At 63.8% G+C, this 24843-nt stretch carries 20 protein-coding genes and 1 riboswitch; of the genes, 13 read left to right on the top strand and 7 right to left on the bottom strand.

Annotated elements, in window-relative coordinates:
• The first annotated feature begins 93 nt into the window (after positions 1–93).
• The 7 genes from EGJ22_RS07580 (at position 94) to EGJ22_RS07550 (ending at position 8484) form a co-directional block, all read left to right on the top strand.
• Positions 94–930, top strand: a complete 837-nt coding sequence (locus EGJ22_RS07580) for a 23S rRNA (adenine(2030)-N(6))-methyltransferase RlmJ (RefSeq protein ID WP_029886973.1) — start codon at positions 94–96, stop codon at positions 928–930.
• A gap of 553 nt (positions 931–1483) precedes the next feature.
• The gene (locus tag EGJ22_RS07575; RefSeq protein ID WP_054906200.1) at positions 1484–3241 is read left to right on the top strand and encodes a carbamoyltransferase; all 1758 of its coding nucleotides are present in this window, start codon (positions 1484–1486) and stop codon (positions 3239–3241) included.
• The gene (locus tag EGJ22_RS07570) at positions 3225–4355 is read left to right on the top strand and encodes a glycosyltransferase (protein WP_029887218.1); all 1131 of its coding nucleotides are present in this window, start codon (positions 3225–3227) and stop codon (positions 4353–4355) included. The genes EGJ22_RS07575 and EGJ22_RS07570 overlap by 17 nt, the downstream gene beginning before the upstream one ends.
• Complete coding sequence (locus EGJ22_RS07565; RefSeq protein ID WP_009681351.1) at positions 4355–5251, top strand: antimicrobial resistance protein Mig-14; 897 nt, start codon at positions 4355–4357, stop codon at positions 5249–5251. The genes EGJ22_RS07570 and EGJ22_RS07565 overlap by 1 nt, the downstream gene beginning before the upstream one ends.
• Positions 5248–6651 (top strand): PIG-L deacetylase family protein, encoded by a 1404-nt coding sequence (locus EGJ22_RS07560; protein WP_029887217.1) that lies wholly within the window; start codon positions 5248–5250, stop codon positions 6649–6651. The genes EGJ22_RS07565 and EGJ22_RS07560 overlap by 4 nt, the downstream gene beginning before the upstream one ends.
• Before the next feature lie 37 nt (positions 6652–6688).
• The gene (locus tag EGJ22_RS07555) at positions 6689–7645 is read left to right on the top strand and encodes a glycosyltransferase (protein ID WP_029887216.1); all 957 of its coding nucleotides are present in this window, start codon (positions 6689–6691) and stop codon (positions 7643–7645) included.
• 65 nt (positions 7646–7710) lie between these two features.
• Entirely contained in the window at positions 7711–8484 is a 774-nt protein-coding gene (locus EGJ22_RS07550; protein ID WP_029887215.1) for a glycosyltransferase family 2 protein, read from the top strand.
• Between the two features lie 87 nt (positions 8485–8571).
• Here the strand turns inward: EGJ22_RS07550 and EGJ22_RS07545 are convergent, their stop codons facing one another.
• On the bottom strand, positions 8572–9177 hold the full coding sequence (locus EGJ22_RS07545) for a hypothetical protein (RefSeq protein WP_029887214.1): 606 nt from the start codon (positions 9175–9177) through the stop codon (positions 8572–8574).
• Between the two features lie 215 nt (positions 9178–9392).
• Here EGJ22_RS07545 and msbA point away from each other — a divergent pair, with 215 nt between their 5' ends.
• Together msbA and hldE are read left to right on the top strand one after the other, a co-directional pair.
• Entirely contained in the window at positions 9393–11201 is a 1809-nt protein-coding gene (gene msbA / locus EGJ22_RS07540; RefSeq protein ID WP_029887213.1) for a lipid A export permease/ATP-binding protein MsbA, read from the top strand.
• A 130-nt stretch (positions 11202–11331) separates the two neighbouring features.
• The gene (hldE, locus tag EGJ22_RS07535) at positions 11332–12753 is read left to right on the top strand and encodes a bifunctional D-glycero-beta-D-manno-heptose-7-phosphate kinase/D-glycero-beta-D-manno-heptose 1-phosphate adenylyltransferase HldE (RefSeq protein WP_009681344.1); all 1422 of its coding nucleotides are present in this window, start codon (positions 11332–11334) and stop codon (positions 12751–12753) included.
• Between the two features lie 165 nt (positions 12754–12918).
• Here hldE and EGJ22_RS07530 read toward each other — a convergent pair whose 3' ends face one another.
• The 4 genes from EGJ22_RS07530 to EGJ22_RS07515 all read right to left on the bottom strand — a co-directional run bounded on the left by EGJ22_RS07530 (position 12919) and on the right by EGJ22_RS07515 (position 16379).
• Positions 12919–13887 carry a hypothetical protein gene (locus EGJ22_RS07530; RefSeq protein ID WP_029887212.1) on the bottom strand — a complete coding sequence of 323 codons (969 nt, stop codon included), beginning with the start codon at positions 13885–13887 and terminating at the stop codon, positions 12919–12921.
• A gap of 53 nt (positions 13888–13940) precedes the next feature.
• Entirely contained in the window at positions 13941–14753 is an 813-nt protein-coding gene (locus tag EGJ22_RS07525; protein ID WP_029887211.1) for an aldo/keto reductase, read from the bottom strand.
• The gene (locus tag EGJ22_RS07520) at positions 14750–15925 is read right to left on the bottom strand and encodes an FAD-binding oxidoreductase (protein WP_029887210.1); all 1176 of its coding nucleotides are present in this window, start codon (positions 15923–15925) and stop codon (positions 14750–14752) included. The genes EGJ22_RS07525 and EGJ22_RS07520 overlap by 4 nt, the downstream gene beginning before the upstream one ends.
• Before the next feature lie 121 nt (positions 15926–16046).
• Entirely contained in the window at positions 16047–16379 is a 333-nt protein-coding gene (locus EGJ22_RS07515; protein ID WP_009681340.1) for a multidrug efflux SMR transporter, read from the bottom strand.
• A gap of 85 nt (positions 16380–16464) precedes the next feature.
• Between EGJ22_RS07515 and EGJ22_RS07510 the strand changes: the two genes are divergently transcribed.
• Together EGJ22_RS07510 and waaA are read left to right on the top strand one after the other, a co-directional pair.
• Positions 16465–17355, top strand: coding sequence for a LysR family transcriptional regulator (locus EGJ22_RS07510; RefSeq protein WP_125920174.1), 891 nt, complete (start codon positions 16465–16467; stop codon positions 17353–17355).
• An 11-nt stretch (positions 17356–17366) separates the two neighbouring features.
• Positions 17367–18638 carry a lipid IV(A) 3-deoxy-D-manno-octulosonic acid transferase gene (gene waaA / locus EGJ22_RS07505; RefSeq protein ID WP_029887209.1) on the top strand — a complete coding sequence of 424 codons (1272 nt, stop codon included), beginning with the start codon at positions 17367–17369 and terminating at the stop codon, positions 18636–18638.
• Between the two features lie 157 nt (positions 18639–18795).
• Here the strand turns inward: waaA and EGJ22_RS07500 are convergent, their stop codons facing one another.
• Positions 18796–20232, bottom strand: a complete 1437-nt coding sequence (locus tag EGJ22_RS07500; RefSeq protein ID WP_029887208.1) for a TolC family outer membrane protein — start codon at positions 20230–20232, stop codon at positions 18796–18798.
• A gap of 161 nt (positions 20233–20393) precedes the next feature.
• Positions 20394–20500, top strand: a riboswitch (TPP riboswitch).
• Positions 20501–20655: 155 nt separating this feature from the next.
• Between EGJ22_RS07500 and thiC the strand changes: the two genes are divergently transcribed.
• Complete coding sequence (thiC, locus tag EGJ22_RS07495) at positions 20656–22536, top strand: phosphomethylpyrimidine synthase ThiC (protein WP_029887207.1); 1881 nt, start codon at positions 20656–20658, stop codon at positions 22534–22536.
• A 137-nt stretch (positions 22537–22673) separates the two neighbouring features.
• The gene (cytX, locus tag EGJ22_RS07490; RefSeq protein WP_029887206.1) at positions 22674–23957 is read left to right on the top strand and encodes a putative hydroxymethylpyrimidine transporter CytX; all 1284 of its coding nucleotides are present in this window, start codon (positions 22674–22676) and stop codon (positions 23955–23957) included.
• Here the strand turns inward: cytX and EGJ22_RS07485 are convergent.
• Positions 23926–24672: an RsiV family protein gene (locus EGJ22_RS07485; protein WP_009681333.1), complete on the bottom strand. Its 747-nt coding sequence runs from the start codon at positions 24670–24672 to the stop codon at positions 23926–23928. The two genes, cytX and EGJ22_RS07485, sit on opposite strands and share 32 nt — an antisense overlap.
• Positions 24673–24843 lie beyond the last annotated feature (171 nt).

Raw genomic sequence — 24843 nt, 5'->3', positions numbered from 1 at the left:
GGGCGAGCCCGCGAAGAAGCCGCCGCCGATCGACGGTCAGGCCTGACGCCGCCTGCAAGGCAAGGTAAACTTCCCGCCTTCGCAGGAGTTGCCATGAACTATCGTCACGCCTTCCACGCCGGCAACCACGCCGACGTCCTCAAACACATCGTGCTGACCCGCCTCATCGCCCTGATGTCGCGCAAGGAGCAGCCGTTCGCCTACATCGATACCCACGCAGGGCTTGGCCTGTACGACCTGCAGGGCGACCAGGCAAGCCGCACCGGCGAGTATCAGCAAGGTGTGGCCCGCCTGTGGAACCGCGATGACCTGCCGGCCATGGCCGCTGACTACCTGCGCGTCATCAAGCGTTTGAACGCCGACGGCGAGCTGCGCTACTACCCTGGTTCGCCTGAGCTGGCCCGGCGTTTGATGCGCCAGCAGGACCGTGCCCTGCTCAATGAGAAGCACCCGGAAGACGGGCCGCTGCTCAAGGAGAACATGAAGAAAGACCCGCGCGTTACCGTGCACCTGGGTGAAGGCTGGTACGTGCCGCGGGCCTTGCTGCCTGTGCAGGAAAAGCGCGCGATCATGCTGATCGACCCGCCGTTCGAGCAGGCCGATGAGCTCAAGCGCTGCACCACGGCCATGAAAGAGGCCATTGGGCGCATGCGCCAGACAGTTGCAGCCATCTGGTACCCGATCAAGGACCAGCGTTCGTTGACACGCTATTACCAGGACCTGACCAGCACCGGCGCACCCAAGCTGCTGCGGGTGGAGCTGTATGTGCACCATCAGGACAGCCCCCAGGGGCTCAATGGTTCTGGCTTGGCCATCGCCAATCCGCCGTGGGGGCTGGAAGACGAGCTCAAGGAGTTGCTGCCGTGGCTGGCCAACGAGCTGGCGCAGACTGCCGGTAGCTACCGCATGGACTGGCTGATCGCCGAGTAGTCCTGGTTGGCTGTAACGGCCTCATCGCCGGCAAGCCAGCTCCCACAGGGACAGCGCAGGCCTCAAGGGCGATGCTCTACCTGTGGGAGATTCTATGGTTCCTGGCAAGGGTAGCCGCTGCATCTTCAGTGCCTGTGAGATTGAGCGCCGCCCGCGCGGCGCATCGCGAGCTGCGCTCGCTCCTACGTTTGTTTCGGGCCAGTAACCCCTGTGCCAGATGCGCGCGGCCGCCTTGTTCGTACGACGCGATTTTGAGGCATGCGCCAAGGCGTTCGCGCGCAAATCCCACAGGAATAATTGGCCCGAAACAAACGTAGGAGCGAGCGCAGCTCGCGATGCGCCGCGCGGGCGGCGCTCGCTCTAACAGGCGCTGCATACCTTGTGGCAAACACCTGTCAGCCCTGATGCGATCCCTGTGGGAGCTGGCTTGCCGGCGATGAGGTCGGTACAGGTTGCCGCGTTGCGCACATGTTTGCGTTATAATCCCGCCTTTTAGTCGCCACCCGCCCAAGCGGCCGCTGGCGCATCTCTACCGAATGAAGAGGCTAATCCCTTGGCATTGACGATTCTTGGCCTGTCCGGCGCCCTTAGCCATGACCCTTCCGCGGCCCTGTACATTGATGGCAAGCTGATTGCCGCCGCCGAAGAAGAGCGCTTCGTGCGTGACAAGCATGCGAAGAACCGCATGCCCTACGAGTCGGCGAAGTTCTGCCTGGAGCAGGCAGGCATCAAGCCATCCGACGTCGACGTGGTTGCCATCCCGTTCGCGCCCATCAGCCTGTTCGGCAAGGCGCGCTGGCACTATGCCAAGCGCTACTGGTACGCCCCGGATCGCGCCCTCGATGCAATCCTGATGGGCAACCGCCGCTACAAGCGCTACCGCAAGAAGATCGTCTGGTGCCTGGAGCAACTGGGCTTCGACCCGAAAAAGATCAAGATCGAGCCGGTCGAGCACCACCTGGCCCATGCTTCCAGTGCCTATCACTGCTCGGGCTTCAAGGAAAAAACGGCCATCCTCGGCATCGACGGTAAAGGCGAGTACGCCACCACCTTCTTTGGCTACGGCGAAAACGGCAAGATCCACAAGATCAAGGAATTCTTCGACCCGGACTCGTTGGGTGGCCTGTACGGTGCCATTACCGAGTTCCTTGGTTTCGAGATGCTCGATGGCGAGTTCAAGGTCATGGGCATGGCGCCGTATGGCGATGCCAGCAAATACGACTTCTCGCGCCTGGCCAGCTTCGAGAATGGTGAACTGGTGATCAACACCGAATACGCCAACGTCATCGGCCTGCGCCGCCATAAAGAAAAGGGCAAGGGCTTCTACTTCTCGCCCAAGCTGATCGAATGGCTGGGGCCCAAGCGCGAAGGCGATATCGCCGACGAGCCGTACATCCATTACGCGGCCAGCATGCAGGCGTTGTTCGAGAAGATCGCCCTGCAGATGATCGACCACTACCTGGGCGACACCCTGCGCGAAACCGGCAAGCTGGCGTTTGCCGGCGGCTGCGCGCTGAACGTCAAGCTCAACCAGAAGATCATCGCCCGCCCGGATGTCAAAGAGCTGTTCGTGCAGCCGGCTTCCGGCGACGCCGGTACTGCGGTTGGCGCTGCGGCCTACGTGTCCCACGCCCGTGGCGTACCGGTCGAGAAGATGGAGCACGTCTACCTCGGCCCGTCCTATTCCAACGAGGACGTGATCGCTGCCTGCGCTCGGCACCCGAATGCACCGGCGTGGCGCAAGCTCGACGACATGCCGCAGCGTATCGCCAAGATCATGGTCGATGGCAACCCGGTGGCCTGGTTCCAAGGCCGCATGGAGTTTGGCCCGCGCGCCTTGGGCGGGCGTTCGATCATCGGTTGCCCGAGCGTGCCGGGCGTCGCCAACCGTATCAACGAGCAGATCAAGTTCCGCGAGCGCTGGAGACCTTTCTGCCCGTCGATGCTCGACACTGTCGCCCCGCAGATGATCAAGGTCGATCACCCGGCGCCGTTCATGACCTTCACCTTCGAAGTGGCTGAAGAGTGGAAAACCCGTGTGCCGGAGGTGGTTCACGAGGACGGTACCTCGCGTGCCCAGGTGCTCAAGCGCGAGTACAACCCGCGCTACTACGACATGATGAAGGCGCTCGAAGACCTGACCGGCAACGGCGTGTCGCTGAACACCTCGCTGAACCGCCGTGGCGAGCCGATGATCTGCTCGCCGACCGACGCCCTGAACATGTTCTTCGGCTCGGACCTGCAATACCTGATCATGGAAGACATCCTGGTTGTGAAGGACGGCGCTGCCGCCTATGACCAGCCGCTCTGAACCGCGCATCCTGCAGTTCTGCCATGGCTATGACGGGCCGTTTCTGGACTGTGCCCGTCAGTACGCCAGCCTGTTCCAGGGGCGTGGCTACCGGGTGACCACGGTGTTCCTCACGGGTGCTGCCGACCCGCAAGTAGCGGCGGGTTGCGCCTCGGACGAGGTGCTGTTCCTGGGCTTCAGCTCCAAGGCCGTGCGTGGTCTCAAGCTGGGCGCGATCCGCGCCCTGCGGCGGATTGCGGCCGAGCGCAATTTTGCGTTCTGCATCGCCCACCGCTTTAAGCCGATCTATGTGGCGTTGCTGGCTACTGGCCTGCCGGTGATCGGCGTGCACCATGCCTTTGGTGACTACCAGCGCAAGGGGCGGCGCATTTTCGCCAACCTGTTCGGCAAACGCCTGAGCCTGCTCGGGGTGTCGGATGCCGTACGCGACGACATGCGCCGTTGCTTGCCGCAGTGGCCGGCCGAACGCATCCAGACGCTGTACAACCGTATCGACATCGAGGCCCTGCAGGCGGCCCAGGTGCCGCGCGCCGAGGCGCGGCAGGCGCTGGGCCTGGATGCGCAGGCATGGATCGTCGGCAATGTCGGCCGGCTGCACCCGGACAAGGACCAGGCCACGCTGTTGCGCGGTTTTGCCCAGGCACTGCCTGGGCTGCCGGCCGGCGCCCGGCTGGCGATCCTTGGCAAGGGGCGGCTGGAAGGCAAGCTCAAGGCCCTGGCTGGCGAACTGGGTATTGCCGGGCAGGTCGACTTCCTTGGCCAGGTGCCGGACGCGCGCCGTTACTTCCGGGCTTTCGACGTGTTCGCCCTGAGCTCCGACCATGAGCCGTTCGGTATGGTCCTGCTCGAGGCCATGGTAGCCGGGGTGCCCGTGTTGGCCACCGCCTGTGGCGGTGCCCGCGAGGTGGTCGAGGGCGTTGGCGTGCTGTTCCCGCTGGGCGACCCCGGGCAGTTGGCCCAGGGCCTGGAACATATGGCCGTGCTCGACGGGCAGCAGCGCCAGGCCTGTGCCGAACACATGCTGCAACGCCTGCGTGAGCGCTTTTCCGACCAGGCCGTGCGCGAGGCTTTCTGGCAATTGCCGCAGGTGCGTGCGCTGGTGGGGCAGGGGTGATGCTCAATCGTATTCAGGCTTGGCGCGAACGCGGCTGGCAAGTGATCGACGCCCACGCCTATGCCCAGGCGTGGGCCCGCTTTGGCGGCAGCGTCGCGACTCACCCGCTGGTGGTCGAGCAACTGGCTGACCTGGCGCAGATACCCGTGCGCTACCTTGGCTGGCACCAGAATGGCGAGCTGAAAGCTGCCATTGCGACCTGGGGGCGCCACCTGGCCCTGTCCAAGGACGTGCTCAAACGCGCCGGCAAGAAAGCCCTGTTCGACCTCGGCAACGCCGAAATCATCCTGCCGGCCGCACCCGATGCCGGCGCACCGTTGCGTCACAGCGTGCGCTACCTGTCCGAACTGAACCAGGGCCGCTTCAGCGGGCTCAAGGTGCAGAAGGAACAGCTGGCCATGGCCCGCGCGCACGAAGACCTGTCGAAGAAGTTCCGCTACAACCAGCGCCGCGAGCTGCGCCTGCTGGAAGAGGCGGGCGGGGTGGTGCGCCCGATCAGCGCGTTCAGCGCACAGGAAATCGCCAGCATGTACTGCGACCTGTTCCAGCGCCGCTGGGGCTTCCCGGCCACCGGTGCCGAGCGCATGGCCGATGTACTGGAGCGTCTGCGTGAGCTGCTGATCGGCTCGGTACTGCTGCTGGACGGCAAGCCGATTGCGATCCAGCTGGTGTACCGCGTCGAGGCACCGCAGTGGGTCAGCGTGGAGTACATCAACGGCGGTGTCGACCCCGAAACCAAGGCCTTCAGCCCAGGTAGCGTGTTGAGCTTCCTCAACACCCAGGCGGCCTGGGACGACGCCCGAGCGCGCAACAAGCCGCTGCGGTTCTCGTTCGGTCGTGCCGACCGCGAGTACAAGGAGCGTTGGTGCAACCCCGTGCCGGTGTACCAGGCATGAGTCGCAAGCAGCAGTTGCTCAAGCGCCACCGGCGCAACAAACGCCTGGCGCTGCTGGCAGGGCTGGCCGGGCTGGTCGCCTTGGGCCTGGCCACCTGGTGGTGGCTGCCGCTTTTGCTGTTGCCGCTGCTGTGGGCTGCGCATGAGGCGTGGTTTGCCGACCATCTGTTCTACACCCCGGGCGAAGATTACGCCTACGACTTCGGGGAGCACACCCGGCCCGTGGCCGCGCGCTTGCAGGCCGGTCTGCTCAAGGCCGACTGCGTGCTGCAGGGCGGGGAAACCCTGGTGCTCGAACTGCACATAAAAAGCAGTTGGCTGGGGCGTTTTCTCGATCCGCGGGTCGAACTGCTGGCGGGCGAGCAGACCGACCAGCAAACCTTCGAGCGCGGTGTCGCCGGCTTGCGTTATCTCAACCTCACCGGCCTGGCCGCGCCCCTGCAGGCCGGCACACTGCGCTTGCGTGGCCGGCATTGCCGGCTGCTGGGCCAGCCGCGCTTGTGGATAACCCCGGCGGTCGAACTGCAACGGCGGCGGGTAATGGTGATTGCACCCCATGCCGATGACGCCGAGTTGGCTGCCTACGGGCTGTACAGCCAAGCGCAGGAAGCCTGGGTGGTCACGCTGACCGCCGGTGAAATCGAGGCCGAGCATTATCGGCAGATGGGCCTGGGCAAGGCCGAAGCCGCTCGCCTGAAAGGTCGCCTGCGCGCCTGGGACAGCATTACCGTGCCGCGCTGGGCCGGGGTGGCGGAATCTCGTTGTGTGCAGTTGGGCTACTTCTGCCTGCAATTGCCTGCCATGCAGGCGGCGCCCGATCGGCCTGCGGCGTCTCGTGAAGCCGACATGGCCGATATCCGCCCGTTCCGCCAGTTCAACCCGTTCCCGCTGCCCGCCGACCAGGACGGTGCCCCTACCTGGCACAACCTGTTGGCCGACTTGCGGGCTGTGCTCGAGTTGGCCAGGCCCGAAGTGCTGGTGCTGCCGCACCCCCAGCTGGACCCGCACCCCGATCATGTCTGCGCCCAGGCCGCGGTGCTCGAAGCCTTGCAGGGGCTGGCCTGGAAGCCACAGACCCTGCTGTGCTACGCCAACCACCTGCATGACAACGATCGCTGGCCAATGGGCGATAGCGGTGACGGCGTGGCGTTGCCGCCGCAGTTGAGCGCGGATCAGGCCTGGGCCCCCTGCAGCCTGGTACTGGACCTGGCCAGCCAGCGTAACAAGGCAATGGCGCTGGGCATGATGCACGACCTGCAACCGCCTGCCCCCTTCAAGCGTCGCCTGCGCCGCTTGCTGCAACGGTGGCTGGCCGGTCGCCGCCCGTCGCCTTATGGGGAGAACGAGTTCTTCCGCAAGGCGGTGCGCCGGCATGAGCTGTTCTGGCGGCGTGAGCTGTAAAACTGACCGCGTTGGCGCAGAGCGCCCAAGGAACATGATGAAAGTCCTATTTCTAGTACAGAAGGAACAGCGCGCGATCCTGGATCGCCTGTACGACGGCGTCGCGGCCAACTGCGAATGCGACCTGCGCTGGTTGACCAGCGAAGACCAACGCAATCTGCGCCGCTACTTCAAGCGCCACGTGCAGGTCGAGCGCTATGACCGCATTGTTTTCTTTCTGCGCTTCAAGCAGGAAATCCGCCAGGTCGCGTTCATTCGTACCGTGCCGAACCTGGTCATACTCGAGCACGACGCTTACCAGAACTACATCCCGTGCAAGTACACCGGCAAGTTCAGCGCCCACTACCGGCAACTGCCCTGGGCGCGTGTGATCAGCTCTGGCTACATGGTCAGCGAGCGCCTGCGCCAGGAAGGCTTCGATGCGGTATTCGTGCCCAAGGGTTATGACGAGCAGTTGCTGGCTGACCAAGGGCGCGAGCGCGATATCGAACTGGCCTTCGTCGGCAGTGTCAACAGCGTGGCGTACAGCGGCCGCAAGGCGCTGCTGGACGAGTTGGGGCAGGTCGAGGACCTGCTGGTAACCCGCACCAAGTCGGGCGAAGACTATTGCAACACGCTCAACCGAATCCGGTTTTTCGTCAGCGCCGATGTCGGCATGGGCGAATACATGATCAAGAACTTCGAGGCCATGGCCTGCGGCTGTGTACTGCTGGCCTATGACCAGGGCGAGCAGGAAAACCGTGCGTTGGGTCTACAGGACATGCACAACGTGGTGTTGTATGACACCATCCCGACCCTTCAGGCCAAGCTGCGACGCTTGCGTGCCGAGCCTGAGCTGGCGCGGCAGATTGCCGAAAATGGCCGCCATCTGGCGGTTTCCCGTTTCAGCTTCGGCGCTGTAGGCCGTAGCATCGTCGAGCACATGCGCCCAGCGCTCAGGCCCCGCCCGCCATTATCAGCATGGCAGCGGCTGCGCCTGAAGCTGGGCTTCTAACATAAGAGCTTTGGCGCCCAGGAACGGGCGTTGAAAGCCGACAGTCGCAACGCGGGGGGAGTCCGGTGCGCTTTTCAAATGAGAGTGATGTCACGCTTGTCGTGACCAGTTGTGGGCGGTTCGACCTGCTCAAAGACACCCTTGAGAGTTTCGATCGCTACAACACGGCGCCCATACGCGAGGTATTCATCACCGAAGATTCAGGTGACGATGCCGTGCATGACGCTGTGCCAGAGCACTGGAAACCGCACTGCAAGGTGTTCGTCAACCGCCCCAAGCTAGGCCAGCTGGCGTCTATCGACCTGGCCTACAGCCACGTCAAGACGCCCTACATCTTCCATTGCGAGGACGATTGGCACTTCTATCGCCAAGGCTTCGTCGAGGACTCGCAGGCCATTCTGGCTGCCAGCCCCGACCTGCTGCAGGTGTGGCTGCGCAGCCACGCCCACGACCTGGCCGTGCACAGCCCGTACATTCACCTCGGGGATCGGCAGGTGATCGCCGGCGTGCCGTGCTACCCCCTGTTGTCGGACAAGGCCGAATGGCAGGCGTTTTCGTTGAACCCCGGCCTGCGGCGGTTGAGCGATTACCAGCGCTGTGCGCCATTTGCCGCCTATGCTGGAGAAAAGGCGCTGTCCCGGCGTTATGCCGAGCTCAACCTGACAGCGGTCACGCTGGAAGGTGATGCGGTATTGCACACTGGGTTCGGTAATCACGTGACCGTACCCATTGAAGTGGAGCGCAAGGCCAAGCGCCGTCAGCGTGACCGGATGAAGCTGGCATTGACGCTGGTGGCCGGGGCCTTGATCGGCGCAGGTATTACCGTTTTTGTACAGTAACAACGCAGTCATGCCCGCGATTGCCCGCAGCAAGGCCCCCCCCCGACAACGTCGATTGATGCTGGCCGAGCGATGTCTCGGCTGACCTCAACGCGCGAGCAGGGCGCCCTCGAATGCAGCGAGGGGGAAGCGCTCGCCGAGGTTTTCCCGCTCTATGTAACGCACCATGTGCTGCACATTGCGCCGGATCATGCGCGCTGACAGCGGCGGCCGCAGGAAGCGCATGTCGGCTACATCGATCAGGCCCAGGCGCTGGTCAGGGGTTACCACCACGTTGCCCAGGTGCAGCGAGCGGAAATACACACCGCTGCGGTGCAGCTGGCGGATCAGTTCGATCAGGCGCGGCAGGTAGATATCCCAGCTGAAACCTTCATCCCGAGACATTTGCAGCAAGGTGCGCCCCGGCAGAGGGCGATACAGCACCGCGGTGCGGCCTGGCATGTCGAGCTTGTGTTGGCTGATCACCTCGAGGGTGGGAATGCCCAGTTGTGCCAGGCGCGCAGCGTTGTCGACGAAGCGCTGCGAGTACGGGCGCAGCAGTGCAGATGAAATCAGACGTTTTCTACGAAAAACCTTGAGGAAATTACCATCTGCGAGCAGGTAGACTTTGGCGCCATGGCTGTCTGCCTCAAGCACCTGGGCGCCGTTTGTCAGCTGGTCGAAGTCGACCTGGTTGAGCCGCGAGCATTGCATGAATAGGGCCTTGTCGTCTGGCGAGCAAAATGACCGGCAATAATGCCGAAAATAATGCGGTAGCACCATGCATGGTGTCTTCGATTCATCGGGTAGGAAACAGGTTCGCCCACACAGCCCTGTAGCTCGGCCTTGCGATGATGCTGCCATGGGGGCGTGCCGAAAATGACGCCTGTGGTAAAATTTCCGGTTCAACCTGAACAGCGAGCTTGATAATGGCCGAAACACCGCGACTGGCGGAGCACACATCCAGCCTGAAGATCTACTTCCGGCTGCTGGGCTATGTGAAACCCTACGTCGGCATTTTCCTGCTGAGCATCATCGGTTTCGTGATCTTCGCCTCGACCCAGCCGATGCTGGCCGGCATCCTCAAATATTTCGTCGATGGGCTGAGCAACCCCGAAGCGGTGTTGTTCCCCAACGTGCCGTACCTGCGCGACCTGCAATTGCTTCAGGCCGTGCCGCTGCTGATCATCCTGATCGCCGCCTGGCAAGGCCTGGGCTCGTTCCTTGGTAACTACTTCCTGGCCAAGGTCTCCCTGTGCCTGGTGCACGACTTGCGGGTGGAGTTGTTCAACAAACTGCTGGTGTTGCCTAACCGCTACTTCGACAACCACAACTCCGGGCACCTGATTTCACGCATCACCTTCAACGTGACCATGGTCACCGGCGCTGCCACCGATGCCATCAAGGTAGTGATCCGCGAAGGCCTGACGGTGGTGTTCCTGTTCGCCTACCTGCTGTGGATGAACTGGCACCTGACCCTGGTGATGGTCGCCATCCTGCCGGTCATCGCGGTAATGGTCAGCGTTGCCAGCAAGAAATTCCGCAAGCAGAGCAAGAAGATCCAGGTAGCCATGGGCGACGTCACCCACGTTGCCTCTGAAACCATCCAGGGCTATCGCGTGGTCCGCAGCTTCGGTGGTGAGGCCTATGAGGAACAGCGTTTCGGCAAGGCCAGCCTGAGCAACACCGACAAGCAGCTGCGCATGACCAAGACCGGTTCGCTGTACACGCCGGTGTTGCAGCTGGTGATCTACACCGCCATGGCCGCGTTGATGTTCCTGGTGCTGTTCCTGCGGGGCGAGTCCACCGCCGGCGACCTGGTCGCCTACATCACCGCTGCCGGCCTGTTGCCCAAGCCGATTCGCCAGTTGTCGGAAGTCAGCTCGACCATCCAGAAGGGCCTTGCAGGTGCCGAAAGCATCTTCGAGCAACTGGACGAAGCCCCTGAGCTGGACACCGGCACGGTCGAGAAGGAGCGCGTGGAAGGGCACCTGGAAGTGCGCAACCTCAGCTTTACCTACCCCGGTACCGACCGCGAAGTGCTGAGCGACATCAGCTTCACTGCCGAGCCCGGGCAAATGATCGCCCTGGTTGGCCGCTCGGGCAGTGGCAAGTCGACGCTGGCTGCGCTGATCCCGCGCTTCTATCACCACAGCAAAGGGCAGATTCTGCTCGATGGCGTGGAGATCGAGAACTACCGCCTGCGCAACCTGCGCCGCCATGTGTCGCAAGTGACCCAGCATGTCACCCTGTTCAACGACACCGTGGCCAACAACATCGCCTACGGCGACCTGGCCGGCGCCCCGCGCGCAGACATCGAAGCCGCGGCGGCCGATGCCTACGCCAAGGAGTTCGTCGACCGTCTGCCGAAGGGCTTCGATACCGAAGTCGGTGAAAACGGCGTGCTGCTGTCCGGCGGTCAGCGCCAGCGCCTGGCAATTGCCCGTGCACTGCTGAAAAACGCCCCACTGCTGATTCTCGACGAGGCCACCTCTGCCCTGGACACCGAGTCCGAGCGGCATATCCAGGCGGCGCTGGACCACGTGATGCAGGGGCGGACCACGCTGGTCATCGCCCATCGCCTGTCCACCATCGAGAAGGCCGACCAAATCCTGGTCATGGATCAGGGCCGGTTGGTGGAGCGCGGTACCCATGCCGAGTTGCTTGCGGCAAATGGCCATTATGCCCGCCTGCATGCCATGGGCCTGGATGAGCCGGCCAAGGCCGACATCACCTGAACCCTCCTTGATCGGGGCCGTCATGGCCCCGATTGTCACGGGAATTTTCCATGGGCTATCTGGCCGTAAAGCCATTGACGACCCTGTGCTAATATCCTGCCCCTGTTCATTATTTCCATATGGGTTGCCCATGAAGTTGTCCATGCCGCGTTTCGATCAAGCCCCGGTACTGGTGGTCGGCGATGTCATGCTCGACCGCTACTGGCATGGCGGTACTTCGCGTATTTCGCCCGAGGCGCCAGTGCCGGTGGTCAAGGTCGATCAGATCGAGGATCGCCCCGGCGGTGCGGCCAACGTTGCCTTGAACATTGCCGCGCTGGGCGCACCCGCGTCGCTGATCGGCGTCACCGGCCAGGACGAGGCCGCCGACAGCCTGGCCAACAGCCTGCAGGCTGCCGGGGTGCGCTCGGTGTTCCAGCGCATTGCCCACCAGCCGACCATCGTCAAGCTCCGGGTCATGAGCCGACACCAGCAACTGCTGCGTATCGATTTCGAAGAGCCCTTCGCCACCGACCCGCTGTCGCTGGCCAGCGAGGTCGACAACCTGCTGGAAGGGGTCAAGGTGCTGGTCTTGTCCGACTACGGCAAGGGTGCGCTGAAAAACCACCAGGCCCTGATCCAGGCGGCCCGGGGCAAGGGCATTCCGGTGCTGGCCGACCCCAAGGGCAAGGATTTTTCCATCTACCGTGGCGCCAGCCTGATTACCCCCAACCTCAGCGAGTTCGAGACCATCGTGGGTCGATGCGTCGATGAGGGCGACCTGGTCGCCAAGGGTTTGCAGCTGCTTCAGGACCTGGACCTGGGCGCCTTGCTGGTCACCCGTGGCGAGCACGGCATGACCCTGCTGCGCGTTGGCCAGCCAGCGCTGCATTTGCCGGCACGGGCGCGCGAAGTGTTCGACGTTACCGGGGCTGGCGATACCGTCATCTCCACCCTGGCCGCCGCGATTGCCGCCGGTGAGGACTTGCCCCACGCAGTGGCCCTGGCCAACCTGGCGGCAGGTATCGTGGTCGGCAAGTTGGGTACCGCCGCCATCAGCGCCCCTGAACTGCGCCGTGCGATCCAGCGTGAGGAAGGCTCCGAGCGCGGTGTGCTGGGCCTGGAACAGCTGTTGCTGGCCATCGATGACGCGCGGGCGCACAAGGAGAAAATCGTTTTCACCAACGGTTGCTTCGATATCCTGCATGCCGGGCACGTAACCTACCTGGAGCAGGCGCGGGCCCAAGGCGATCGCCTGATCGTGGCCGTCAACGACGATGCTTCGGTCAGCCGCCTGAAAGGGCCGGGCCGGCCGATCAACAGCGTCGACCGGCGCATGGCCGTGCTGGCCGGGCTGGGTGCGGTGGACTGGGTGATCAGCTTCTCCGAGGGTACCCCGGAGAACCTGCTGAGCCAGGTCAAGCCGGATGTGCTGGTCAAGGGGGGTGACTACGGCATCGACCAGGTGGTCGGCGCCGACATCGTCAAGGCCTACGGCGGCACCGTGAAGGTGCTGGGGCTGGTCGAGAACAGCTCGACCACGGCTATTGTCGAGAAGATCCGCAAGCACTGATCGAGCGCCACTCTTTCACTGGCCTGTGCAGGAGCGGCCTTGTGTCGCGATGGGCTGCGCAGCAGCCCCAGGATTCCACTGCAAATGCACAAATAGCTGGGGCTGCTGCGCAGCCCTTTCGCGACACAAGGCCGCTCCTACAGGGGCCACGCAGGCTTCAGAATCTTATTTGTGAAGTGAGGTGCGCGCCCGCTGCAGCAACGCCCGCGCCTTGTCGCCGAAACGTTGCAGGCGTGAGGCCCGCGCCGGCTTGCTTTCCACCAAGCCTTGCTGCTTGACCCAATCCCTCCAGCGCACCCGCTCGTCCGCCACTACCCAACCTTCCTGCCTGGCAAAGCTTTCGGCCAGGTACAGCCCGCGCGTGCTTGCAGGCACCAATTCGTCCTTCTTCAACATGTACAGCTCTGCCAGCGGTTGGCCGTCCTGCAACGGCATCAGGTACAGGTCAGGGCGCTTGCGGTTGAGCCTCGCCACCAGTCGGTCGCCTTCCAAACGCTCGTCAACGTGGAACAAGCTGAGTTTCTTGGCGTCCCGCGGCACCTGCAAACGCATGTCATAGATCAGCTGCAACGACGCCGTGGGCAAGTGCACATAGGCCCGCGGCCGCTCCAGCAGGGGCAGCTGGCCACAGTGTACGGGCCGGGCGGCACCGGATTGCGGGGCCAGCACGAAGTGCGGGGTTTCGCGGTAGTGCAGGGCGGCAGCGTAGGGGACGGGTAGCCAGGTGTCGTTGAAGCGCCCGCCCAGCCAGCCTTCCGGCGTTTCCAGCAGGCATTCTTCGGCCACTTCCTGCACGGCAGTATGCAGGGGCAGGTTCAGCTCCTGCGCCGGCACGTAGCCGGAAATCAGTTTCAGTACCACATCGCCCCGGTCTTGCCGGCGCTGGCGCACCAGCACCCAGTAATCGCGGTTCTGCCAATGCAGCGTCAGGCGCACCGATACGCCCAGGTTTGCCAGTTCGGCCACGAAGCGCTGCGGGTCGGGCAGTTCGATGGCTTTGCGCCGCTGTTGGGTCTGGGCGAAATTCAGCGGCATGCCGATGCTCTGGTAAATCAGCCCTTCGGCGCTCGCCTCCACGTGCAATGGCAGTGTCTTGAAGTTGCTCGGGTTCTTGCGGATCAGCGTTCGCGCCACGAGGCTCCTCCTTGCGTCGGGTCAGTTTCCAGGCCCAGGGGGCCGTGGGTAACTCAGTGCTGGCCCAGGATACGGGCAACGGTGGCCACGTTATGGGCCAGGTGCAACGGGTTGATGGTGCCGACGATAGCACTGCTGACGCCCGGGTGGGCGAACAGCAGTTCGAAACTGGCCTTCACAGGGTCGACACCCGGCGCGAGGCAAAGGTGCCCGCTGGCCAGCGCCTTTTTCACCAGGATGGCCTTGCCGTGCTCGGCAGCGTAGTCCAGCACCGGCCGTTCTGCCTGCTCGCTGAGGTTGTAGGTGACCATGGCGCAATCGCCTTGCTCCAGGGCCTTCAGGCCACCGGCGACGGTTTTGCCGGACAGGCCGTAGCCAAGGATCTTGCCCTCTTGTTTGAGCGCGGCCAGCGTCTGGTACACCTCTTGCTGCTCAAGAATGGCCAGGTCGTTGCCGTCGGAATGCACCAGCACCAGGTCGATGCGGTCGGTTTCCAGGCGGCGCAGGCTGCGCTCCACCGAGCGGCGGGTGTGGGCGGCGGTGAAGTCGAAATGTGACTGGCCGTCGTCGAATTCTTCCCCGACCTTGCTCACGATCACCCACGCGTCGCGCTGGCCGCGCAGCAGCGGGCCCAAGCGTTCCTCGCTGCGGCCATAGGCGGGGGCGGTATCGATCAGGTTGATGCCCAGTTCGCGGGCCTGGGCCAGCAGCATGCGGGCTTCGTCGTCGCTGGGGATGGTGAACCCATTGGGGTATTTCACGCCCTGGTCGCGGCCCAGCTTGACCGTACCCAGGCCAAGTGGCGAAACCTGAAAGCCGGTGCTGCCCAGCGGGCGGTGCAAACCGTGCAGGGTGGGCAGGCTCATGGCAGCAGGCGCTCCCAGGCCGGCACACCCAGCACCGGCCGAGGCAGGTCGCCTAGCTCGGCATGCGCCTGTGGGCGGATCCCGTCGCGTTGCAGATGGCTGATGACGCGGTCGCTGAAGTCCGGCGCCAGCGCCAGTTTGGTCGGCCAGCCCACCAGCAGGCGGTGTTGCTCGGCGAGGAAGGCGTTGTCCGGGCGTACCAGGCCGGACTGTGCCGGTTCTGCGCGGTCGACCCGCAGTGTGGCCCAGTGCAGTTGGCTTTGGTCGACCCAAGGCAGCAGGCTGGCGATTTCCTTCTGGGCGGCGGCTATTTGTGCCTCAGGCTCGCGGGCGACGCCATCGGCTTCGGCCAGGTCGCCACCCAGGTACCAGACCCACTGGCCATCGGCCGCGGGGTGGGTGGTGATGGTGACCCTGGGCTTTGGCCCACTGCCCAGGCAGTGTGCGTACAGCGGTTTGAGGTTGGCGCCTTTGGCCAGCACCATGTGCAAAGGGCGGGTTTGCATGGCCGGCTGCTGCAGCCCCACGGCATGCAGCAGGTCGGCGGTGCCGGCGCCGGCGCTGAGTACGATGCGTTGCGCACGGATGTCACGGCCGTCCACGCGCAGGCCGACCAGTTCTTCACCTTCGCGCAGCGGTTCGATGTGCTCGCCAGCCAGCAGGCTGTCACCTGCCAGTTCGGCCAGGTTGGCCAGCAGGCTGGGCACGTCGATGACCAGTTCAGCCAGGCGGTAGACCTTGCCTTTGAACGCGCGGTCTTGCAGGGCGGGTGGCAGTTGCTCGCCCTTTACCTGATCGACCCGGCCGCGCACGGCCTTGCTGGCAAAGAAGCTGGTGAGGTTGCCGGCCAGGGTGCCTGGCGACCACAGGTAGTGGGCATCGGACAGCAGGCGGGTGCCGGCAAGATCCAGCTCGCCGCTGCCGCTCAAGGCTTCGCGCCAGCGGCGCGGCATGTCGGCAATAGCTTCTGAGGCGCCGGTCAGGGCACCGTGCAGGGCGTACTTGGTGCCGCCATGGATAATGCCCTGGGACTTGATCGTCTGCTCACCGCCAAGGCTGGCGCGCTCCACCAGCACTGTCGAATACCCCATGCGGCGCAGGCGTGCGTTGAGCCAGAGGCCTGCGACCCCGGCGCCGACGATCAGCACGTCAGTGGAAATGGCAGATGGCATGGCGGTACCTCGAAGACTGGGACAGCTGGCAAGTATACAGGGTATCCCCCAGCGGGCCCTACCGCCGGCAAACCCGGCCAGTGCTACCCCGTGGGCGCTGGCTTGCCTCGCGGGGCACAGCTCAATGCCCGGTGGTCTTGGAGAACAGCTGAATCACCACTACCCCGCCGACAATCATCGCCATCCCCAGCATCGCCGGCACATCCAGCTTCTGCCCGTAGATCACCAGCGCCGCCACACTGATCAGCACAATGCCCAGCCCCGACCAGATGGCATAGGCAATACCCACCGGAATGCTGCGCACCACCAGGGTGAGCATCCAGAACGCAATGCCGTAGCCCACCACCATCAGCAGCAGCGGCAACGGCGTGCTCAAGCCTTTTACCGCTTTCATCGAAGCAGTGGCGATGACTTCGGCGCAGATGGCAATGGCGAGATAGGTGTAGGCGTTCATGGTGGGATCCTCCGGTTCTGGCGGGCATTCTAGGCTCAACCTGGATGCGGTAAAGTCATTACCTATCAATTTTGGAGATAGGGCAATGGCCGAGCAGTGGAACCTCGAACAACTGCGAACCTTTGTGCGCGTTGCAGAATTGCGCTCGTTCTCTGCCGTGGCCCGTGAACAGCGCAAGGCCCAGTCGGCGATCAGCAGCGCGGTCGCCTTGCTGGAAACCGACCTGGGCGTCACCCTGTTCGAGCGCAGCAGTGGCCGGCAGCCGAAACTGACGCAAAACGGCAGCGCGCTGCTGGAAGATGCCCGTGAACTGCTGCGCCAGTGCGAACGCCTGGATGGCCGTGCGCTGGCGTTGATGCGCGGGCAGGAGGCCTTGCTGCGCGTGGCGCAGGACGAGGCCATGCCCTACCAGCCGGTGATTGACAGCCTTGATGAATTGGCCAGCCGCTTTCCGCTGCTGGAGGTGCAACTGGCCAGCGGGGCCCAGGGTGATGTGGCGCGCAAACTGGTCGAGCGGCGCGCCGACCTGGGGCTGTTCTTTCACCACGAGAGCATCCCGGCAACCCTGGAGCGGCGCGCCCTGGGCAGCGTGGAAATGGTCACGGTCTGTGCGGTCGACCACCCGCTGGCGGGTCGTGGCCGGGTCACTCGCCAACAGCTGGCCCGCCATCGTCAATTGCTGATCACCCCGCAGCAAAGCGGTTACCCCGGTGGCGAGGCCATCAGCCCGCAGGTGTGGCGTGCCGACAGCTTCTACGTTCTGGCGGAGCTGTTGATGCGCGGCCTGGGCTGGGCCTGGTTGCCACGGCATGTCGTGCAGTACCCCACATACCAGACGCACATGGTGGAGCTAGACAGTGAGTGGCGCCCACCGGCGTTGGTGGCGGAACTGGCCTGGCGCCGTGATGAACCCCTGGGCCCTGCTGCGCAATTGTTGGCCGAGCGCTTTGCAGTGCACTTGCGCGCGATCGGGTAAACTCCGCTGCCATGAACAGAACCCTCTATACCTTGCTCTTTCACCTGGGCCTGCCGCTGGTCGCGCTGCGCCTATACCTTCGCGCACGCAAGGCGCCGGCCTATGGCCAGCGTATCGGCGAGCGGTTTGCCTTCAGGCTGCCGGCCATGCGCCAGGGCGGTATCTGGGTGCACGCGGTGTCGGTCGGCGAAAGCATTGCCGCGGCGCCTATGGTGCGCGCCTTGCTCAAAGCCTACCCGCAACTGCCGATCACGATCACCTGCATGACCCCTACCGGTTCCGAGCGCATTCGCGCCATGTTCGCCGACGAACCGCGCGTGCAGCATTGCTACCTACCCTACGATCTGCCGTGGGCGGCCGGGCGCTTTCTCGACCATGTGCAGCCCAAACTGGGCATCATCATGGAGACCGAGTTGTGGCCCAATCACATCCACCAGTGTGCCAAGCGCGGTATTCCAGTGGTGCTGGCCAATGCGCGTTTGTCTGAGCGCTCGGCCCGTGGTTATGCGCGTTTTGCCAAGCTGACCCGGCCTATGCTGGCAGAGATGAGCCTGATTGCCGTGCAAACGCAAACCGAGGCGCAGCGCTTCCTTGATCTGGGGGCGCGTCCTGAGTGCGTGCAGGTCACCGGTTCGATCAAGTTCGACCTAAAGATCGATGAGCAACTGCGACCCCGTGCCAAGGCATTGCGTGCGCAGTGGGGGGTGCAGCAGCGCCCGGTGTGGATTGCTGCCAGCACCCATGAGGGGGAGGATGCGCTGGTGCTGCAGGCGCATCAGCAGTTGTTGCAGGTGCATGGCGATGCCTTGCTGATCCTGGTACCGCGCCACCCTGAGCGGTTCAATGCGGTGCATGCGCTTTGCAGCGAGCAGTTCAGCACCGTTCGCCGCTCCACTGGCGCGCCCGTCGACGCACAAACCCGGGTATTGCTGGGCGACACCATGGGCGAATTACTGTTTCTGTATGCGCTGGCCGATATCGCCTTCGTGGGCGGCAGCCTGGTGCCGACCGGCGGGCACAACCCGCTGGAGCCGGCAGCACTGGCCTTGCCGGTGATCATGGGGCCGCACGTGTTCAACTTCCTCGAAATCAGCGCAATGCTGGTAGAGGCAGGGGCGTTGCAGCGGGTGGACGATGCCGACGGGCTGGCCGAGGCCGTGCGGCGGTTGGTCGAGTTACCGCAGGATGCCCAGCGCATGGGCGCGGCGGGCAGGGCGGTGATGCAGGCCAACCAAGGTGCATTGCAGCGCTTGCTCGATGGGCTGGCTGCGCTAATGCGCTGATATTCGCAGCGGCGCGATCCCTGTGGGAGCGGCCTTGTGTCGCGAAAGGGGGCGCAGCGCCCTCGGGATTTTCGCACGACCGCAAGATTGTCGGGGCCGCTGTGCGGCCCTTTCGCGACACAAGGCCGCTCCTACACTGTCCGCGTGCTCCTTGAGTTCAAGGGCGGCGCTCGAAGTTCTTGGCTGCAGCAGCCGCCAGATCCGGTGGCAAGAAGTCCTTGTCCGGGTTGTAGTCGGCCTTCAGGTACCGCCCCAGGTCCTGTAGATCCTGCGGGCTCAGGGTGCCCGCGGCTTGCTTGAGGCTCAGGTTGTCGAGGATGTAGTCGTAGCGGCTGTTGTTGTAGTCGCGCACCGAGGTGTACAGCTGGCGCTGGGCATCGAGCACGTCGACGATGTTGCGGGTGCCGACCTGGTAGCCGATTTCAGTCGCTTCCAGCGCACTCTGGTTGGAGATGATCGACTGCTTGCGTGCCTGGACCTGTTCCACGTCGGTGTTCACCGCGCGGTGCAGGTTGCGGGTGTTCTCCACCACCTGGCGGCGCAGGCTCTCGCGCTGTTGTTCGGTCTGGCTCAGGCGCTGGTAAGCCTCGCGTACCTGCGAGCTGGTCAGGCCGCCGCTGTAGATCGGGATGTTCAGTTGCAGGCCGATACTGGTCTGCTCGACGTCGCCGCTGTAGCGAACGTTCTGTTGGGGAGCAGGGTTGGTAAAGCCGAGGCTGTCGTTGTCACCCTTCTGGTATTTGGCCACCGCATCCAGGGTGGGCGCATGGCCGGCCTTGCGCTGGCGCAGGGTTTCTTCGGCGGCAGACACCGCATAGTTGGTGGCCAGCAGGTTGAGGTTCTGGCGCCCGGCCGTTTCCACCCAGGCCTTGGCATCGTTCGGCGTAGGTACCTGCACTGGCAGGCTATGCACCACACCCTGGATCGAGCTGTACTCTCGGTTGGTCAGCGTTACCAACGCTTCGAAGGCATCCTGTACCTGGCGATCGGCGATGATCCGGTTGGCCCGGGCAGTGTCGTAGCCGGCCTGCGACTGCAGCACGTCGGTCTTGTCCGACAGGCCGACATCGAAGCGTTCGTTGGACTGGTCGAGCTGGCGCTTGAACGCGGCTTCCTCAGCCTTGGTCGCGGCCAGGTTGTCCTGGGCGCGCAGCACGGCAAAGTAGCTTTGGGCCGTTTGCAGGATGAGGTTCTGCTCAGTGGCCGACAGCTCCAGGGCGGCTTGTTCGTTGACCGCCTCGGCGGCCTGCAACTGGAACCAGCGGTCGGCGCGGAAAATGGGCTGGGCCAGGGTTGCACTCCAGGCGTTGCCGCTGCGGTTGGAGGTAATCGACGGCTCGTCCAGCTTGGTGCGGGTATTCATCATCTCGGCCCCGGCCGACAGGTTCGGCAGCAAGCCGGCGCGGGCCTGCGGTACCACCTCACGGCGTGCGCCGTAGTCGGCGCGTGCTGCTGCCAGGTCGGCGTTGTTGTCGACCGCTTCCTGGTACACGCTGACCAGGTCGGTCTTGACCGTCTGGAGCGCGTCCGCTGCCCAGGCCACTCCGTTGGACGCACAAGACACGGCTATTGCCAGTGAGAGTTTGCGCAGCATAAAGGCAATCCTTGTACGAAATTGAATTACTGAACCGTTGAGTATTTGGCGATGCGCCAGTTTAGTGCCATGTGCCCCCCGGCAACAATCGCCGGGCGCGCCTTTCATCATCTGCGCAGAAACCCGCTTGGCTTTGCCGACCACAGCAGTCTAGACTGCGCAGGTTCTTGTCGGGGTGCCTTGAAGCAAAGGCTGAGATCGCAGAGGTGCGGATCCCGTTGAACCTGATCAGGTTAGCGCCTGCGTAGGGAACAAGATTGCTCGCCTTCCCGGGGAGCCTCTTGTGCCAGGTCCGGGATTGTCACAGCTGCATGCAGCTTCAAGGCACCCCATATCCGGCACTGCATCCACTAATGGATGCGTCCGCGCCATTCAGGTTCACCCCGACATTCCACTGCTAGGAAGCCGTCTGGAGAGCCTGTGATGACCCAACAAGAAAAAACGTTCAACCTCAGCGAATCGGCAAAAGTCGATCAGCAGTCCGTGCAGCCGTTCCCGCGTTCGCGCAAGGTCTATGTGCAGGGCTCGCGCCCGGATATCCGCGTACCCATGCGGGAAATCAGCCTGGCCGACACGCCGACCGATTTCGGTGGCGAGTCCAATGCCCCGGTACTGGTCTACGACACCTCCGGCCCCTACACCGATCCCAGTGTGATCATCGACGTGCGCAAAGGCCTGGCCGACGTGCGGTCGGCCTGGATCGACGCGCGTGGCGACACCGAGCGCCTGGCCGGGCTGAGCTCCGACTTCGGCCAGCAGCGCCTGAACGACGCCGAGCTGGCCAAGCTGCGTTTTGCCCACGTGCGCAACCCGCGCCGGGCCAAGGCCGGCGCCAATGTTTCGCAAATGCACTATGCCCGCCAGGGCATCGTTACCGCCGAGATGGAATACGTGGCCATCCGCGAGAACATGAAGCTGCAGGAGGCGCGCGCCGCCGGCCTGCTCGACGCGCAACATGCCGGGCATAGCTTCGGTGCCAACATTCCGAAAGAGATCACCCCCGAATTCGTGCGCCAGGAAATTGCCCGTGGCCGTGCGATCATCCCGGCCAACATCAACCACCCGGAGCTGGAGCCGATGATCATCGGCCGTAATTTCCTGGTGAAGATCAACGGCAATATCGGTAACAGCGCCCTGGGCTCGTCCATCGAGGAAGAGGTGGCCAAGCTGACCTGGGGCATCCGCTGGGGGTCGGACACGGTCATGGACCTGTCCACCGGCAAGCACATCCATGAGACCCGCGAGTGGATCATCCGCAACTCGCCGGTGCCGATTGGTACCGTGCCGATCTACCAGGCCCTGGAAAAGGTCAACGGGGTGGCCGAGGACCTGACCTGGGAGCTGTTCCGCGACACCCTGATCGAGCAGGCCGAGCAGGGTGTGGACTACTTCACCATCCATGCCGGGGTGTTGCTGCGCTACGTGCCGCTGACCGCCAAGCGGGTCACGGGCATCGTCAGCCGTGGCGGCTCGATCATGGCCAAGTGGTGCCTGGCCCATCACAAGGAAAACTTCCTCTACACCCACTTCGACGAAATCTGCGAAATCATGAAGGCCTACGACGTCAGCTTCTCGCTGGGCGATGGCCTGCGCCCCGGCTCGATCGCCGACGCCAACGACGCTGCGCAGTTCGGTGAGCTGGAAACCCTTGGCGAGCTGACCAAGATTGCCTGGAAGCATGACGTGCAGTGCATGATCGAAGGCCCTGGCCACGTGCCGATGCAGTTGATCAAGGAGAACATGGACAAGCAGCTGGAATGCTGCGACGAGGCGCCGTTCTATACCCTCGGCCCACTGACCACCGATATCGCCCCGGGTTACGACCACATCACCTCGGGCATTGGTGCGGCAATGATCGGCTGGTTCGGCTGCGCCATGCTCTGCTACGTAACGCCCAAGGAGCACCTGGGCCTGCCGAACAAGGATGACGTCAAGACCGGCATCATCACCTACAAGATCGCCGCGCATGCTGCCGACCTTGCCAAAGGCCACCCCGGCGCACAAATCCGCGACAACGCCCTGTCCAAGGCGCGCTTCGAGTTCCGCTGGGAAGACCAGTTCAACCTCGGCCTCGACCCTGACACTGCCCGCGCCTACCACGACGAGACGCTGCCCAAGGAGTCGGCCAAGGTCGCGCACTTCTGCTCGATGTGCGGGCCGAAGTTCTGCTCGATGAAGATCACCCAGGAAGTGCGGGAGTACGCCGCCAAGATCGAAACCGTGGACGTCACGGTCGAGCAAGGCATGCGTGAGCAGGCCGAGCGGTTCCGCCAGGAAGGCAGCCAGCTGTACCACAAAGTCTAAGAACGCAGGGGCCGGCTCCCACAGAAACCGCGCCAGGCTCAAGGCCAGCGCGTTTTTTGTGGGAGCGGCCTTGTGTCGCGATACGAGGACAAAGTCCTCGCCAGGAACACCAACAACATTGCCGGCGAGCGCCCACCATGACATCACCCAGCCCGTTCTCCCCCGACCACCCGGTCCCCACCCACCAGCGCATCTTCGGCGCGCGTGACCTGTTCTCCCTCTGGTTTTCCCTGGGCATCGGCCTGATGGTGCTGCAAGTCGGCGCCATGCTCGCGCCGGGCCTGGGCCTTGCTGGCGCCGTACTGGCCATTGCCCTGGGCACCGGCGTGGGCGTGCTGTTGCTGGGCGCCGCCGGGGTCATCGGCAGTGACACCGGGCTGTCGGCCATGGGCACCCTGAGGCTCAGCCTGGGCAGCCATGGCACGCGCTTGCCGGCGGTGCTCAATTTGCTGCAACTGGTGGGCTGGGGGGCGTTCGAGATCATCGTCATGCGCGATGCCGCCAGCCTGCTGGGCGCACGTGCGTTCGGTGAGCACAGCGCCTGGAACAGCCCGATGCTGTGGACCCTGTGCTTTGGTGCCCTGGCGACCTTGCTGGCGGTGAGCGGGCCACTGGCGTTCGTGCGCAAGGTGTTGCGCGCCTGGGGTATCTGGTTGCTGCTGGGGGCCTGCGTCTGGCTGACCTGGAACTTGTTCGCCAAGGCCGACCTGGCTGAGTTGTGGGGGCGCGCCGGGGATGGCTCGATGTCGCTGGCAGTAGGCTTCGACATCGTCATTGCCATGCCGCTGTCGTGGCTGCCGCTGATCGCCGACTATTCACGTTTCGCCCGCAATGGCAGGCACGTGTTCGGCGGTACCGTGCTGGGCTACTTCATCGGCAATACCTGGCTGATGAGCCTGGGCGTGGCCTACACCCTGGCCTTCGCCGCCAGTGGCGAAGTCAATGCGTTGTTGCTGGCCTTGGCTGGCGCCGGCATGGGGGTTCCGTTGCTGCTGATTCTGCTCGACGAGTCGGAAAAGGCATTCGCCGACATCCACTCGGCGGCGGTCTCCACCGGGGTGCTGCTGCCGTTGAAGGTGGAGCACCTGGCACTGGCCATCGGCGTGCTGTGCACCCTGATCGCCTTGCTGGCGCCATTGGCTCAGTACGAGAACTTCCTGTTGCTGATCGGTTCGGTGTTTGCGCCGCTGTTCGGCGTAGTGCTGGTGGACCACTATGTCGTGCGTCGCCGTGGCCTGCCGGTACAGGTCAAGGGTTTGCACTGGCAGGCGCTACTGGCCTGGTTCGTAGGGGTGGCGGCCTACCACCTGATTGCCGCCAATGCACCCGAGCTGGGCGCCACCCTGCCAGCATTGCTGCTGGCAGGTGTGCTGCACGGGCTGTTGAGCCTCAGCCGCGGCCGGGGAACAGTTCCGGCTTGAGCACGCCATTGAGGCGCGGGTAGGGGATCTTCAGTTCCACGTGGCCCATGGAATAGGGCGCGATGGCATAGACCTCGTACTTGACCACCAGTGCGCCGTACGTCAGGGCGATGTGCGGCGACTTCTTGAACGGCCAGGTCTTGACGAACTCGGCGTCCTTGTCCATGCCCACGCTCATCAGCCAGGCGCGGTGCGACTCTTCGACGGTTTTCCAGAACGTCTCTTCCTGGCCAGGCAGCAGCATGTCCTGCAGGGTCAGCACCTTGTCCAGCTTGCGGGAGTAGTTGATGAAACCACGCCCAGGCATGCCGTGTGCGCCACCGCTGTCCAGGTAGCTGGACAGTTCGATGATCACCAGGCCGTCATGCTGCTCGCGTACCTTGGCTTGCAGGTAGCTGCTGTTACGTTTGTCGGCACTGGCCAGGTATTGCTGTTCATAGGCCTGCAGGGTGGCCGGCGCGGTGCCATGCTGATTGTCTTCGGTCAGTTGCAGCAAGCGCTTTTCGACGATGCCGTCAAGCTTGGGCAGGGCCGGGAAGTGCACCATGTCGATGTTCACCAGCGGGCAATCGCTTTCGCTGCAACCGGGTTTTACATGCTCCCAGGCGTCGCGTTTGACCTCTAGCGGGGTCCGGTAGTTGGGCGTGAACAGGCTCTGGCAGGCGCCCAGAGCGAGTGCCAGCACGGCCACGGAAGTCAGTTTGACAATGGTCATGATGATCCTTGCAAAAACAGGGAAAAGTCGGCCTTTGACCGTCTGCGCGGCCTTCGGTTCGCCACTAAGCTAACAGAGTGCGCACGTGCTGTCCCGACTGTGCGAATGGTTGCTGGAAAGGGGTGAAACGCGCTGGCGTGCGGAGTAGGATGGCGCGATGCTGTGATTGAG

Origin of the sequence: Pseudomonas sp. p99-361 (genome assembly GCF_003935475.1) — a bacterium.
Taxonomy (GTDB): domain Bacteria; phylum Pseudomonadota; class Gammaproteobacteria; order Pseudomonadales; family Pseudomonadaceae; genus Aquipseudomonas; species Aquipseudomonas juntendi.
This window is presented reverse-complemented; position numbering and strand designations above follow the sequence as displayed.